At 66.3% G+C, this 14,357-nt stretch carries 8 protein-coding genes; 7 read left to right on the forward strand and 1 reads right to left on the reverse strand.

Features of this window, described 5'->3' with window-relative positions; translation table 11 throughout:
- Positions 1 to 307: 307 nt before the first annotated feature.
- From wecB to GDH07_RS25390, 7 genes are all read left to right on the forward strand, one after another.
- Entirely contained in the window at positions 308 to 1,459 is a 1,152-nt protein-coding gene (wecB, locus tag GDH07_RS25360) for a non-hydrolyzing UDP-N-acetylglucosamine 2-epimerase (protein WP_152899270.1), read from the forward strand.
- Positions 1,456 to 3,633: a cyclic di-3',5'-guanylate-activated glycosyltransferase NfrB gene (gene nfrB, locus GDH07_RS25365; RefSeq protein WP_022639360.1), complete on the forward strand. Its 2,178-nt coding sequence runs from the start codon at positions 1,456 to 1,458 to the stop codon at positions 3,631 to 3,633. Before wecB ends, nfrB begins: the two co-directional genes overlap by 4 nt.
- Positions 3,630 to 6,788: an NfrA family protein gene (locus GDH07_RS25370; RefSeq protein ID WP_152899271.1), complete on the forward strand. Its 3,159-nt coding sequence runs from the start codon at positions 3,630 to 3,632 to the stop codon at positions 6,786 to 6,788. The genes nfrB and GDH07_RS25370 overlap by 4 nt, the downstream gene beginning before the upstream one ends.
- Positions 6,788 to 7,633: a DUF4434 family protein gene (locus GDH07_RS25375; RefSeq protein WP_152899272.1), complete on the forward strand. Its 846-nt coding sequence runs from the start codon at positions 6,788 to 6,790 to the stop codon at positions 7,631 to 7,633. The genes GDH07_RS25370 and GDH07_RS25375 overlap by 1 nt, the downstream gene beginning before the upstream one ends.
- 18 nt (positions 7,634 to 7,651) lie before the next feature.
- Positions 7,652 to 8,728, forward strand: a complete 1,077-nt coding sequence (locus tag GDH07_RS25380) for a GGDEF domain-containing protein (protein ID WP_152899273.1) — start codon at positions 7,652 to 7,654, stop codon at positions 8,726 to 8,728.
- 79 nt (positions 8,729 to 8,807) lie between these two features.
- Positions 8,808 to 9,782 (forward strand): response regulator transcription factor, encoded by a 975-nt coding sequence (locus GDH07_RS25385; RefSeq protein ID WP_152899274.1) that lies wholly within the window; start codon positions 8,808 to 8,810, stop codon positions 9,780 to 9,782.
- 20 nt (positions 9,783 to 9,802) lie between these two features.
- Positions 9,803 to 10,720 (forward strand): LysR family transcriptional regulator, encoded by a 918-nt coding sequence (locus GDH07_RS25390; RefSeq protein WP_022644409.1) that lies wholly within the window; start codon positions 9,803 to 9,805, stop codon positions 10,718 to 10,720.
- Here GDH07_RS25390 and GDH07_RS25395 read toward each other — a convergent pair.
- Positions 10,717 to 14,307 (reverse strand): PAS domain-containing protein, encoded by a 3,591-nt coding sequence (locus tag GDH07_RS25395; protein WP_152899481.1) that lies wholly within the window; start codon positions 14,305 to 14,307, stop codon positions 10,717 to 10,719. The genes GDH07_RS25390 and GDH07_RS25395 overlap by 4 nt on opposite strands.
- Positions 14,308 to 14,357: the final 50 nt, after the last annotated feature.

The following is a 14,357-nucleotide window of genomic DNA, read 5'->3' on the forward strand; positions in this document are numbered from 1 at the left end:
AACCCATCGCCGTTTTCAGTCATCCCGATAAATGGCAATTCGCGTCATTTTTATGACGAAAATGTAATGAAAGATTGACTCTCAGCCCTGGAACCGGGGACTTGCCGACACATCCTTTTGCATTTTCCGAACGATTTATCCCAGGCCGGCGGAACTTCAATTTCACCCTACTGCCAGACACCCTCTTTTCTTCTGCAACCTCGCCCTTGAGCGCTCCCCAGGGTTCCGCCCCCTGGTTGGACAAGAGTGGTTCCCACTGCTTTCATTCAGGGTCAGGCCCGGTTGCATTACTACCCAGGAGGGGTCAATGCCTTTCAAAGTCATGATGGTTTTCGGAACACGCCCAGAGGCAATCAAGATGGCGCCCCTGGCGCGAGTCCTGCGTCAATGGCCAGGAATCGAACTGCACATCTGCTCCACCGGACAGCACCGGGAGATGCTCAAGCAGGTGCTCGATTCGTTCGAGCTGGAAGTCGACGAAGACCTGCAGGTCATGACCCAGGGCCAGTCCCTGAATGGCCTCTCGCAGCAATTGCTGATCAACCTCGACACCACTTACCAACGCCTGCGCCCGGACATGGTGCTGGTGCATGGCGACACCACCACCAGTTTCATCGCCGCCCTGGCCGCGTTCAACCGCCAGCTCCCCATCGGCCACGTCGAGGCCGGCCTGCGTACCGGCAACCTCAGGGCCCCCTGGCCCGAAGAGGCCAACCGCCGCCTGACCGGGGTGATCGCCGACCTGCATTTCGCCCCCACCGCCAAGTGCGAGGCCAACCTGCTGCGCGAAGGCGTGCCGGAAGCCAACATCGAGATCACCGGCAACACCGTGATCGACGCCCTGCTGTGGATGCGCAGCCACCAGGAAGAACTGCACTGGCGGCCGAGCGCCCGTTCACCGCTGGCGATCCTCGATGACAGCCGGCGCATGGTATTGATCACCGGCCACCGCCGGGAAAACTTCGGCGATGGGTTCCAGCAGATCTGCGAAGCTTTGGCCGAACTGGGACAGCGCTACCCGGACGTCCAGTTCGTGTACCCGGTCCATCTCAATCCCCAGGTGCAGAACGCGGTATACGGCCTGCTGTCGGACAAGCCCAACATCTACCTGATCCCGCCCCAGGACTATCAGCATTTTGTCTGGCTGATGGGACGTTCGTACTTCATTCTCAGCGACTCCGGCGGTATCCAGGAGGAGGCCCCGGCCATCGGCAAGCCGTTGCTGGTGCTGCGCGAAGTCACCGAACGCCCCGCGGTGCTCGAAGGCGGCACCGTGCTTTTGGTGGGCACCGACCGTGAGCGCATCGTGCGCCACGCCAGCGAACTGCTGGACGATCAACAGGTGTATGCACGCATGAGCCGGGTCCACAGCCCCTATGGCGATGGCCACGCCAGCGAACACATCGCCCGCCGCTTGAGCGCCTGGCTGGAGGCTCAAGCCGCGGGTGGCCCTGCATGAACCTGGAGCTGATCGATTTTTTCATCTACATCCTCTATGGCCTGAAGTACCTGGCCATCACCCTGGCCCTGCTGATGTTCCTGCTGGGCCTGGATGACCTGTTCATCGACCTGGTGTACTGGACCCGCAAGCTGATCCGGCGCTGGCGCATCTACGAGAAGTTCCAGCCGGCAGACGAGCAACGGCTGTTCGAGGCAGCGGAAAAACCCCTGGCGATCATGGTCCCGGCCTGGAACGAGGTCGGCGTGGTGGGCGAGATGGCGCGCCTGGCCGCCTCCACCATCGACTACCAGAACTACCAGATCTTCGTCGGCACCTACCCCAACGACGCCGAGACCCAGGCCGACGTCGACGCGGTGTGCCAGCACTACCCCAATGTGCACAAGGTGGTCTGCGCGCGCCCCGGCCCCACCAGCAAGGCCGACTGCCTGAACAACATCATCGACGCCATCCTGCGCTTCGAGAGCGAAGCGAAGATCGAGTTCGCCGGGTTCATCCTGCATGACGCCGAAGACGTGATCTCGCCGATGGAGTTGCGCCTGTACAACTACCTGCTGCCCAACAAGGACCTGATCCAGATCCCGGTCTATCCCTACGCACCGGAATGGCAGGGCTTCACCGCCGGCCACTACGTCGACGAGTTCGCCGAGAACCACGGCAAGGACGTGATCGTGCGCGAGGCCCTGACCGGCCAGGTGCCCAGCGCCGGGGTCGGCACCTGCTTCAGCCGCCGGGCCATCAGCGCCCTGCTGGAAGACGGCGACGGCATCGCCTTCGACGTGCAGAGCCTGACCGAGGACTACGACATCGGCTTTCGCCTGAAGCAAAAAGGCATGAAGTGCATCTTCGCCCGCTACTCGGTGAACGATCCGAAGCTGGCCCTGGATTATGAGTGGGCTCCGGGGATGAACCGCCAGTTCGCCCAGGTGATCTGCGTGCGCGAGCATTTCCCCCGGGACTGGCAGCACGCCGTCCGGCAGAAGTCGCGCTGGATCGTCGGCATCGTGTTCCAGGGCACCACCAACCTGGGCTGGAGCCGCAAGAACCTGCTCAACTACTTCCTCTGGCGCGATCGCCGCGGGCTGATCGCCTACCTGCTGAGTTTCCTGGTGAACCTGCTGCTCCTGGTCCTGCTGGGCATGTGGCTGATCACCGTGCTGTCCCCGGACGCCTGGCACTTCCAGTCGATCCTCACTGACAGCCCGCTACTGGCGGCGCTGCTCTGGCTCAACGGCCTGATGCTGGCCAACCGCCTGTTCCAGCGGGCCTGGTTCGTTACCCGTTTCTATGGCCTGGGCCAGGGCCTGCTCTCGGCTCCACGCATGATGTGGAGCAACTTCGTCAATTTCTTCGCCAACCTGCGGGCACTGCGCCAGGTCTTGCAAATGGGCGACTCGCGACGGGTCGCCTGGGACAAGACCACCCATGAATTCCCGGCCCTGACCAAGGCCCAGCGCACACCCCTGGGCCATCGCCTGGTGGAAAAGGGCCTGCTCAGCGAAGCACAGCTCGAAGCCGTCCTCACCAGCCCGCTGCACCGGCGGCTGGGGCGCGAACTGCTGGTGCGCGGCTACATCGACAGCATCCAGCTGGTACAGGAGCTGGCCGCGCAGTTCGAGCTGGAGTGGGCACCGCTCAACCCGTTCAAGCTCGATCCCCAACTGATCGCCAGCGTGCCCCGGCGAATCGCCGTGCAGTACGGCGTGCTGCCGGTCATGGACGAGAATGGCACGCTGGTCCTGGCCTCCGAGGATCCGGTCAGCCAAGTCTCGCTGGGGGCCATCAGCCGCCAGCTCAAGCGCCCGGTCAAATGCCGCCTGGCGCCCCAGGGCCGAGTGACCCTGGGTATCCGCCACTGGTACCCGGGCAAGCACCAGGGCGAGGAAACCCGGCGCATGCTCGCCACCCTGGAACGGCATCAGGATGACGAGGCGCTGCTCGAACGGGTCAGCCATCACCAGGTGCAGATCGGCCGCCTGCTGCAGGCACACGGCCTGGTCCCGGCGAGCTTGTTCAACCAGGCCATGATCGACTACGACGCCGACCGCGGCTCCCTGGGCGAGCACCTGGTCGAACGCGGCATGATCACCGCCGAGGTGCTGCAACAGGCCCTGGCCGACCAGGCCGAGGAACAACAGGCGGCCTACAGCATCGTGGCGCAGGTGACCCCATGAACAAGCACACTCCATGGCTGCTGGGCAGCCTGCTGCTGGGCCTGTCCGGCACGGTCCTGGCCCAGGAACTGACCGAGTTCGAGCGTTTTCGCAGCTATCCCTACCTCGACCGTGGCTACCGCGAAGCACAGAAGGGCAACTGGAAGGAAGTCGAGCGCCTGACCCGGCACCTGCTGCAGCGCGTGCCCAGGAACCAGGAAGCCCAGGGCCTGCTGGCCCAGTCCCTGGCCAAGCAGCGGCGCTACAAGGATGCGGTGCAAGCCATGGCCAACGCCCCCCAGGACAGCGAGGCGCTACTGGACCTGCACCTGACCTGGATCGACCAGGATCCGCCCGCCCCGGAGGAAGTGCAGCGCTGGCTCGACAGCGCTCCCCCGGCCCAGCGCACCCAGTTGTGGCAGGCCTATAGCCTGAGCCTGGCCACCTCCGGCGGTCCCCGGCGCGCCTACGACTGGCTGGCGCAGTTGCCGGCCAAGGGCGACGACACCGAACTGCGTCAGGCCCGGGCCAACTGGTCCGAGCAGTTGAGCAACACCGGCGACACCATCGCCCAGCTCGAACCGCTCGCCGCCAGCAGGCAACTGGACGCCGAAGGCTGGCAACGTCTGGCCAACGCCTACATGCAGCATCTGGACGAAGCCAAGCTGGAACAACTGCTCGAACAGGCGCCCAGCCCCCAAGCGGCGCATCAGGTGCACCGGGCGATGATCCAGCGGGCCATCGCCCTGGGCCGCAACAACCAGGCCCAACGCTGGATCCTGCGCCTGTCGCCGGCCGAGCAGGCCGACCCGGCGATCCGCCTGCAGCACTGGGAACTGGCCCGCGAGGAGAACGACAGCGACACCGTGCGCCGCCTCAGCGACGAACTGCGCCGCCCCTGCCTGGAGACCGTCGAATGGCTCTCGCGGCACGACCCGGACGCGGCCCTCAAGCAGCTGCGCCAGTGCTCGCCCCAGGATGATCCCCAAGCCTGGCTGGTGCTGGCCCAGCGCCTGCAGGCCAGCGACCTGCTGCAAAACCAGAGCCTGCCCGAACCCTGGGATACGGCCCGGCGCGAGCGGCTGATCGAGGTCTGGCAGGAACAGGGCCAGGGCGCCCGGGCGTTGCAATGGCTGGGCCAGCAACCGCAGACGCTGCCGGTGCTGAAAAAGCGCGCCGAACTGCTCCAGGCCCAGGGCCGCAACCGCGAGGCCGCCGAGTTGTGGGAGCGCCAGTACCGCCAGGGCGGCAACCTCACGGCCCTGGACCAGGCCACCTACCTGGCCCTGGCCGCTGGACGCCAGCCCCATGCCCAGGCCCTGCTGGAGCAAGCGTACGACCGCCACGCGGGCGCCCTGCCCGCCCCGCTGCTGCAGCGCCTGGCCGGGCTCTATGCCGCCACGCCGCAGTTGAACCCGCTGCAATTGCAGCGCATGACAGGGCTGATCAAGCGGACCGACCCCGCCACCCGCAGCCAGCTATTGGCCCAACTGGCCGAAAACGGGCGCTGCGATGTGGTATGGCAGAGCATTGGCCAGCAACCCCGGGATGCGGGCGAGTATCGCGCACTGGGGCGCTGCGCCATGCCCGGGCAACCCGGCGCCGCCGTGGCCTGGTACCAGGCCGCCGAACGCCTGGGCGACCGTGACAGCCGCCTGCCCCTGGCCTATGCCCTGGAGGCCGCTGGCGACTCCGCCGCGGCCCTGGCCGCCTGGCGCAGCATCCCGGATGCGCAATTGAGCGATAACGCCCGGCTCACCGCCAGTCGCAGCGCCTTAAACGTCGGCGACAACCCCAGTGCCGAACGCTACTGGCAGCAAAGCAGCAGCCGTGGTGCCAACGAGTGGGCACTGGGCGCGGCGATCGCCGAGCAACGCGGCGACTACCCGACAGCCCTGCAACGCCAGCGCCAGGCACTGGCCCAGTCACCCGACGCCGGGCACTACTACGCGGCCTCGATTACCGCGCAAAAGGCCGGCGACCCGGAACAAAGCACCCAGTGGCTGGCCGAGGCGGTGCGCCGGCAACCGGACAACCCGCGCTTTGCTGCCGACTACGGCATGAGCCTGGCCGCCACCGACACCCCGGAGCAACGGCGCCTGGCCATTCCCCACCTGCAACGGGCCACCGGTGATTTCCCCGAGGATTATCGCCTGGGCGAAACCCTGGCCTGGCGTTACGCCGAAGCCGAAGACAGCGCCGCCGCTCGTAAGGAGCTGCGCCGGGTGATCGACCTGGAGCAGAACCCGGTGGCCGGCGACGACGAGAACGGTAGCCTGGAAGCGCGTCGCTATCGCCAGCGCCGCGCCCACGAGGCCCTGTCCCGGCGCGATAGCGTGACCATCGCCAGCACCTGGTCGCCGGGTGGGGTCTCCACCAACAACAACCTGTTGCCCGATAGCGGGGTCAAGGGCGCTCGGCGCAGCCCGCAGTCGCAGAACGTACAGGTCGCTATGTGGGACCACGCCCTGGGCGAGGAGCCGAGCCGCAACGGCAGCAGCCTGTCGGTCTATGGCCGTACTCTGCTGGGTGGCCTGGGACGCTCCTCCTACGCCGAGTCGGCCGCAGCCGGGGTCGGCTTGCGCTACAAGCCCTGGGGCAACGCCAACATCAACTTCTACGGCGAGATCTACAAGCAGAGCCAGTTCGACGACCGCGACAGCCACGGCCTGAGCCTGGGCCAGATGCTCGATCCCGGGCGGCTGCTGGACCAGCTCAACGACCATCGCAAGCGTGGCCACACCAGTACCGACTACCTGCTGCGGGCCACTGCCTCGGTCCTCGACCAGGGCCGCTACCGTAACGACTGGCGCATCGACGAAAGCCACTGGGACGAACGCTTCCTCTATCTGGACGCAGCCTGGTGGACCAAGGCCGGCGACCACCAGTGGCTGTCGCGCTACCAGCAGGGCCATGCCTGGAAACTGCCGGTAAGCACCGCGCAGACCATCATGCCCTACGGCTTTCTCGAATTCGCCGCCCAGGACCCGAGCAACGACTGGCGCCAGGACCTGCGCACCGGGCTCGGCCTGCGCTGGCAATACTGGTTCGACGACGACAAATACAACGCCTACCGCTCGCGCCTGACCGTGCGCACCGAGTACCAGCAATCCCTCGGCGGCAATCTGTATGAAGGCGGCAATGGCATCCTGGTGGGCGTGGAGCTGAATTTCTGATGAAACGACTGATGTACATCACCCTGCTATGGCTGGGCCTGGGCCTGCACGCCCAGGCCGAGGAACGGCTGTTCTACCAGCCCTTGAACAGCGATGCGGCCCTGGGCCGCGAACAATGGCGCAAGATCTGGCAGGACAGCGCCCGCAACGGCGTAAAGACCCTGATCGTGCAGTGGACCGCCTACGGCGACTCGCACTTCGGCGACGCCCATGGCTGGCTCGCCGACAGCCTGCGCCAGGCCCGCGAGCAGGGCCTGCAACTGGTGCTGGGGCTGTACATGGACCCAGCCTACTACCAGCGCATCCAGCAACTGGACAGCGCCGGCCTGGAAGCCTACTGGCAGGCCCAACTGGGCACTTCCCTGGCGCGCCAGCGCAAGCTGCGCGAGGACTGGCAACTGCCGGTCAGCGGCTGGTACCTGCCCATGGAACTGGATGACCTGCATTTTCTCGATGCCCAGCGGCGGATCACCCTGCAACGCCAGCTCAAGGACTTCGCCCGCCAGCTCGATGCGCCACTGCACCTGAGCGCCTTCAGCGCCGGACACCTGGCACCGCAGGTGAATGGCGCCTGGCTCGGCGAACTGGCCAGCGCCGGCCTGCAGGTCTGGTGGCAAGATGGCGCCGGCACCGCACGCCTGGCCCCCATGGTGCGCGACAGCTATGCCGGCGCCCTGCCCTGTGGGGTCGGCATCGTCCGCGAGGCCTTCCGCCAGACCAGCGGCGAAGGCCAGCCGTTTCGCGCGGAACCTGCGACTCCCGATGCGCGACCGGCCGGCTGCCATGCCAGCGCGGTGTTCTCCCTGCGCTACCGCCCCTGGGGCCAGGCCTTGCGCACTCCTTAGCTCACTCAAGGGCCGGCGATGTTCAGGACCATTGAAGAACAGGTACTCAGCCAGGCCGCCCCGGCGGCCTTGAAGAACGAATTCGCCCAGTACGACTTCGAACGCCTGCACAGCTTCTGCATCCTGACCTACATCGCCAGCCTGAGCATCTGGCTGATCTTCGACCTGATCGTCAGCTTTCCCGGCCAGCAGGGCTTCACCTTCCTTTCGCTGGTATTCCTGACATTGCTGGTGATCAACACCATCATCCTGGGCTTCACCCACAAAGCCCGGCACTTCCAATGGGTCAACCTGCTGTTCGTGCTGGTCATCGCCCTGGCGGTGCGCCTGGTGATCGAGGGCCTGCCCATGGAGCTGCACCCGGTCTGGCTGATCCTCGGCGCCTCGAGCATTCTCTACAGCGCCTCGGTGATGCCGTTGCGGCGCTGGTCGTTCTTCGTCGCGGTGCTGATCACCTGGAGCGTGCTCAACCCTTACTGGATGACCCGCACCTCGATCACCGAACTCAAGGGCCTGATCGTCCTGGCCTACTCGCTGTTCCTCACCGCACTGACCCTGTACAGCTTCATCACCTTGCGCCAGGCCCGGTTGTACAACTACATCATGGCCAAGCGCTTGCTGGAGCAGGCCTATGTCGACGCCCTGACCGAGATTCCCAACCGCCGCTCGTTCATGGCTCGCGCCGACCAGCGCCTCAAGGTCCGGCCCCGGAAACCCGAGCATTACCTGGCGATGATCGACATCGACAATTTCAAGAAGATCAACGACCGCTACGGGCATGACAGCGGCGACGAGGTACTCAAGCGTGTCGCCGCCGATATCCAGTCGGTGATGGTGGATTTCGACTATGCGCGCCTGGGCGGCGAGGAGTTCGCCGTCTACCTGCCGGGGGTACGGCGCGAAGCCGTGGAACTGCTGGCCGCACGCTTGTGCCAGCAGGTGCGCGAGCAGTCGGCCGGGCCGCCAGTGACCATCAGCATCGGCCTGGCCCGGGTCGAGGACGACGACAGCCTGAACCAGGTGCTGGTCAAGGCCGACCAGGCCCTGTACCAGTCCAAGCACAGCGGCAAGGACCGCTATACCTTCCACCCCTGAAACCTGCGGCAATGGAGCGCCGCGACCGACCGGTCAAATAAGATAGACTGCCGCCCTATCTTGTCCAGGCGCCCCCTTGATGCCCGCAGAGCACGCCCCCAAGCCCTACACCCTCCTGGCGATCGACGACGATCCACAGTCCTTGATCGTGCTCTCCAAGACCCTGACGGCCGAATACGAAGTGCTGCTGGCCAAGGACAGCGAGCAAGGCCTGGCCCTGGCCCGCGATGCCGCCCCCGACCTGATCATCCTCGATATCCTGATGCCCGGGATGGACGGCTTCCAGGTGCTCAGCGAGCTCAAGAGCCACCCGCCGACCGCCGCCATCCCGGTGATCTTCCTGACCTCGCGCAGCAGTGTCGAAGACGAGCGCCTGGGCCTGCTGCTGGGCGCCGCCGACTACATCGCCAAGCCGATCTCACCACCGGTGGTACTGGCCCGGGTGGCGGCGCAACTGAGTTACCGCGACAAACCCCTGCACCGCCCGCAACCGGTGGCCGAGCCTTCGGCCGGCAGCGACATGCGCGACGGCTTCATCGCCGCCCTGGCCTTGCAACTGGCGGGCAACCCGAGGATCCGCCTCGACGCGCTGCTCGACGGCCTGTCGATCCTGCTCGACAACAGCGCCTGCAAAGTCGAGCCCGCGATGCTGCGCAGCGCCGCGTGCCTGGCGCTGATGGGGCTCGGCCAAGCGACAGCCATCGGCCCGGCCCTGGCCCACGGCCAAACGCTGATCGAAGAGATCCTCGCCCACGCCAACCCGGAGGACCCGGTCCTCAACCTCGCCTGGAACCTCACCCAGGCCCAGGCGCTGTTCCCGGAAGGCTCGGCCCAGCCCCTGGCGGCCTCCCTGCCGCTCCCGGCCCGGCTGTTCGCCCTGGCCCTGGACTATCACCAGGGGCTTTTGCAACCAGGCACCGACCTTGCCGGCCGGCATGCCCGGGCCATGGCGCGGATGCAGGCACAACCGGGGTTCGAGCAATGCATCGAGCATGACCCGGAATCACTCTCGGCGGCCCTGTTGAGTTCGTCACAGACCTTTTTCGGCCTTTGAACGGACAGTGAACCTCGCCCATGCCTAACCTCGCTGACCTGGAACTGTTCGTGCTGATTGCCGAACTGCAAGGCCTGTCGCCCGCCGCGCGCATCATGTCGATCACCCCGGCCGCCGCCAGCCTGGCGCTCAAGCGTCTGGAGAACCGCCTCGGCGTGCGCCTGTTTACCCGCTCCACGCGCACCCTGAAGCTCACCCCCGAGGGCATGCGCTACCTGGAAAGCGCACAGCACGCACTGAAGATCCTGGCCAATGGCAAACGCTCGTTGACCCACGACGACGGCATGCTGGAGCTCACGGTGTCTTCCGACCTGGGCCGCAACCTGCTGCTGGACCTGCTCGCCCAGCTCAAGCAGGAACGGCCGCGCCTGTACATCAAGCTGGCCTTGAGCGACAAGGAAGAAGACCTGCTCAAGGGCCGCTTCGACGCCGCGCTGCGCTATGGCAAGAGCCTGGCCCTGGACCTGGTGGAACTGCCGGTGCTCAAGCAGCATCACTTCATCGCCTGTGCCGCGCCCGACTACCTGGCCGCACACGGCACGCCCGAGGCGCCGGAACAGCTGAGCCAGCACGAGTGCATCATCTGCCACAGCATCGGCCGGCCGGAGAGCCGTTGGCGCTTCCATGCGCCGGGCCAGGTCGAGGACGTACGGGTACAAGGACACTTCTGTTGCGACGACGGCGATGCCGCGCGGCGCTGGGCGGTGGCCGGCCACGGTGTGGTCTATCTACCGTTGTTGAACGTGGTCGAGGACCTGTTGGCCGGGCGCCTGCTGCCCCTGCTTCCCGGCTGGCAGGCCGACGCCGCGCCCCTGAGCCTGGTGGTGTCCCATCGCTCGCAGATCACCGAGTCGCTGCGGGCCTTGCACCAGTGCCTGGCGCAACACTGCGCGCAGCGCATGGCGCGTTATCAGGAACTGATCCGGGCCGCCAGCTAGCCCTGGACCATGCCCAACTCGACCAGTAGCTCATGGGCCTGCCGGAACTCCAGCCGGTAGATCCGTTCCTGCAGCGCGCGCAAGGCAGTGCAGCGGCTCTGCTCGCAGAGTTCATCGATCAGCCCCAGGGCCTGTGCATTGTGATCGCGCAGCAACTCGGCCAGGCGTCGCAGCTTGAGCCGCTGCTGATGATCCAGCCGCTGGTGCGCCGCTGCCTCGACAGCCACTCCGGGCAAGCTCGCCAGCTCCGCCAGCAGCGGCTCCAGGCACCGTGCCAACTGCTGGATCGACGATGCCAGGTCGCCGCCTGCGGTGCACTGTGCCTCCAGGTGCCTGGCGGCCTGGGCCAGGGCGGTGGCGCCGATGTTGCCGGCGGCGCCCTGCAGGCCATGGGCGATGAAGCCGATGCACTGCAAGTCGCCGGCGGCGTGGGCCGACCACAAGCGCTGGAGGGTTGGCCGCTGGTCATCGCGAAAATCCGCCAGCAGCTTGTGATACAGCGCCAGATCCTGGTTCACCACCGCCATGCCCAGGGCCGAATCGATGCCCGCATGATCCGGCGCGGGAACAGCCCTGGGCAACTGGTGCGCAAGCGCCTGCAGCGGCAGCTTCCGGCGCTTGATCCAGCGCACCAGGGTCCGGTAGAACGCCATGACCTCCAGGGGCTTGCTCACCAGGTCATCCATGCCGGCAGCCATGACCCGGCCCTGGACATCGGCCTGGCTGCTGGCGGTCACCGCAATGATCGGCAGCGAACGCAGGTGGGCATAACCACGGATCTTGCGCGTGGTGCCATATCCGTCCATGACCGGCATCTGGCAGTCCATCAGCACCGCGTCGAAATGCGCATCCTCCAGCAGTAGCCCCAAGGCCTCGGCGCCGTTGGCAGCCAGCACCACCCGGGCTCCGGCACGCTGCAACAGGCCCTGCAACACATCCTGGTTCAGGCGATTGTCCTCGACCACCAGCACCCGCGATCCCGCCAGCAGTTGCCCATGCTCGGGGTCCCTGCACAGCGCCGCTGCGGGGCTCGCCGAGGGCGCTGGCAATCGCGCCTGCGCCGCTCGGGGCAGGATCAACTGCACGTTGAACTTGAATACCGCGCCCTGGCCCGGCGTGCTGCGTACCCAGATATCGCCCTGCATCATCTGCACGAGCTTCTTCGCGATGGTCAGCCCCAGGCCACTGCCGCCGTAGCGTCGGCTGATGGAGCGGTCCGCCTGGACGAAGGCATCGAACAAGCGCAGCTGTTGCTCCTGGCTGATGCCCACGCCGCTGTCGGTGACGCTGAAGCACAACAGCACCTTGTCGTCCCATTGGCGCACCAGGCATACACCGATACAGACATCGCCGGCCTCGGTGAACTTGATCGAGTTGTCCACCAGGTTGGTCAGCACCTGGGCCAGGCGCGCGGGGTCGCCCAGGTAACAACGCGGCAGCGCGGCCGGAATGTCCAGGCGCAGTTGCAGCGCCTTCTCTTGCGCACGCTGGCGTACCAGCAGCAAGACATCGTCCACCAACTCCCGCAGGTCGAAGCAGACCTGCTCCAGGCCAAGCTTGCCGGCTTCGATCTTCGACAGATCGAGCACGCTGTTGATGGTGCCCACCAAGTGCCTGGCGGCGCGGTCGATCTTCTCGATGCAGTCGCGCTGCGCCCGTTCCAGGGGCATGTCCTGCACCAGGTGGGCCATGCCGATGATGGCGTTCAGCGGGGTGCGGATCTCATGGGACATGCTGTCGAGGAATTCCGACTTGGCCTGGGTGGCCAGCTCGGCATCGCGCCGTGCGCGCTGGACCAGGGCTTCGGCCGCCTTGCGTTCGCTGATGTCGAAGATCACCCCGTCCAGGTACTGCGGCACACCGTCCACGACGATGGTCTGGCCCTTGTCATAGACCCAGCGCACCTCCTGGCTGGCGGTGATGATCCGGTACTCCAGCATGTAGCTGGCATGGCCCAGGCAACGGTCGAATGCCTCCAGGTCATCGGGGTGGACCCGCTCGCGATAACTGTGCCCGGCCAGGAAATGCGCCGCCGTGAAACCACAGAGGCCGTCGATGGCATCACTGACGAACACCATGGTTCGCGCGGCATCCGGCAGGCTGCGAAACACCACCCCGGGAATGTTGGCGATCATCGATTGCAGCTTGCCCTGGCTGTCGACGATCGACTGCTGCACTTGCACTGCCTCGGTGATGTCCTGCAACACCCCGGTGACCCGGGTCGGTGCGCCAGCGGCATCGCGCTGCATGACCCTGCCGATATCCAGCACCCACAACCAGCGCCCGCTCTTGCTGCGCATGCGGTACTCGGCGCGGTATTCGGACGCTTCACCGTCCAGGTGCGCCTGGAGCCGGGCCAGCACCGGCCCATGGTCCTGGGGATGGACCAGGCAGGCCCAGCGGTCCAGGCCATGGCCGAAGGCCTGGTCCAGTTCTTCCTTGCTGTAACCGAGGATCCGCAACCAGACATCGTTGTTGATGACGATGCCCTGGCTGACATTCCAATCCCACAGCCCCAGCGCCCCGCTTTGCAGGGCCAGGTCCAGGCGCCGTTCGCTCTGCTCGATCCGCGCCAGGTCGGCCTTGTGCCGCCTGGCATCGCCCAGGCGCCGCACGCCGCCCCACAGCAACAGCAGGAACACTGCGGCGCTCAAGCCCTCGATCAACAGCACTTGCCCCGCCGGCAGCACCCCGTCCAGATCCCCCAGGGTGACCAGGGTCCAGGGACCGCTGGGGTCGTTCCAGTCGAACTCGACCCGGGACAGGCTGTAGCGCCGCCCTTCCAGTTTGACCAGGGGCTGGTGGACATCGAATGGCAGGCGCTGGGGCACGCCGTGGACGAACGGGTAATCGCCGAACTGGCCAGCGGACCGGGCACTGAATTCGGGCAACGACCAGGCGCGGTCGGCCTTGAGCAGGAACTCTGGAACGCTGGCGGCCACTACCACTCCGCTGGGCGACAGCAGCATCTTCAGGTCGTCGCCATACTGCTTGCTCAGGCGGGCATCGAGCTGCTCGCCGTCGAAACGCGCCACCAGCGCCCCGATCACCCGGTCCTGGCGGGTGCGCGACTCATAGACCGGCACCGCCATGTAGAACATCCGCGTACCGGTACTGCGGCTGATCGCGCCATAGACGCTGCTGCCCCCCGCCAGCGCCACCTTGAAGTAGGGCCGGAAGGCCACGTTCAACCCCAGCGGCGCCCGGCCCTGGTGGTCATGGGCGGCCACCACCACGCCGTCCCGGTCGAGGACGAAGGCGTGGTTGGCGCCCAGCACCATGGCCAGCGCCTTGAGCGGGATAGCCGCGCGCTCCAGCAGCTCGGCGCTGGGCTCGCGCTCCAGGATCACCTGCTTCAGCGAGGGGGTGTGACGCCCGAGAATGGACAAGGCGCCAATGGCAAAACCGTCGGACTTCCATTGCTGCAGGTCCGCCGCGTACTCCCGTGCCTGCATCTGGCTGCCGGCCCGGTAGACGTCCTCGACCTGCAGGCGATAACCGTTGCCCAGGACCACCGCGGCAGCGACCGCGAGCGCCACGCCCAGTGCATAACAACAGCCCCGGTGGCTGTCGAAGAAGTTGGTCAACCTGTGCAACACCTCGCCCCTCTACCCCATGAACCCGTATCTGCTGGACC

Origin of the sequence: Pseudomonas piscis (assembly GCF_009380155.1) — a bacterium.
GTDB classification, from domain to species: Bacteria; Pseudomonadota; Gammaproteobacteria; order Pseudomonadales; family Pseudomonadaceae; genus Aquipseudomonas; species Aquipseudomonas piscis.

What these genes read in the sequence shown, in the direction of transcription:
- GDH07_RS25375 (WP_152899272.1), top strand. Translation starts at nt 6,788, where the DNA reads ATGAAACGACTGATGTACATCACCCTGCTATGGCTGGGCCTGGGCCTG.
- GDH07_RS25370 (WP_152899271.1), top strand. Translation starts at nt 3,630, where the DNA reads ATGAACAAGCACACTCCATGGCTGCTGGGCAGCCTGCTGCTGGGCCTG.
- GDH07_RS25390 (WP_022644409.1), top strand. Translation starts at nt 9,803, where the DNA reads ATGCCTAACCTCGCTGACCTGGAACTGTTCGTGCTGATTGCCGAACTG.
- GDH07_RS25380 (WP_152899273.1), top strand. Translation starts at nt 7,652, where the DNA reads ATGTTCAGGACCATTGAAGAACAGGTACTCAGCCAGGCCGCCCCGGCG.
- wecB (WP_152899270.1), top strand. Translation starts at nt 308, where the DNA reads ATGCCTTTCAAAGTCATGATGGTTTTCGGAACACGCCCAGAGGCAATC.
- nfrB (WP_022639360.1), top strand. Translation starts at nt 1,456, where the DNA reads ATGAACCTGGAGCTGATCGATTTTTTCATCTACATCCTCTATGGCCTG.
- GDH07_RS25385 (WP_152899274.1), top strand. Translation starts at nt 8,808, where the DNA reads ATGCCCGCAGAGCACGCCCCCAAGCCCTACACCCTCCTGGCGATCGAC.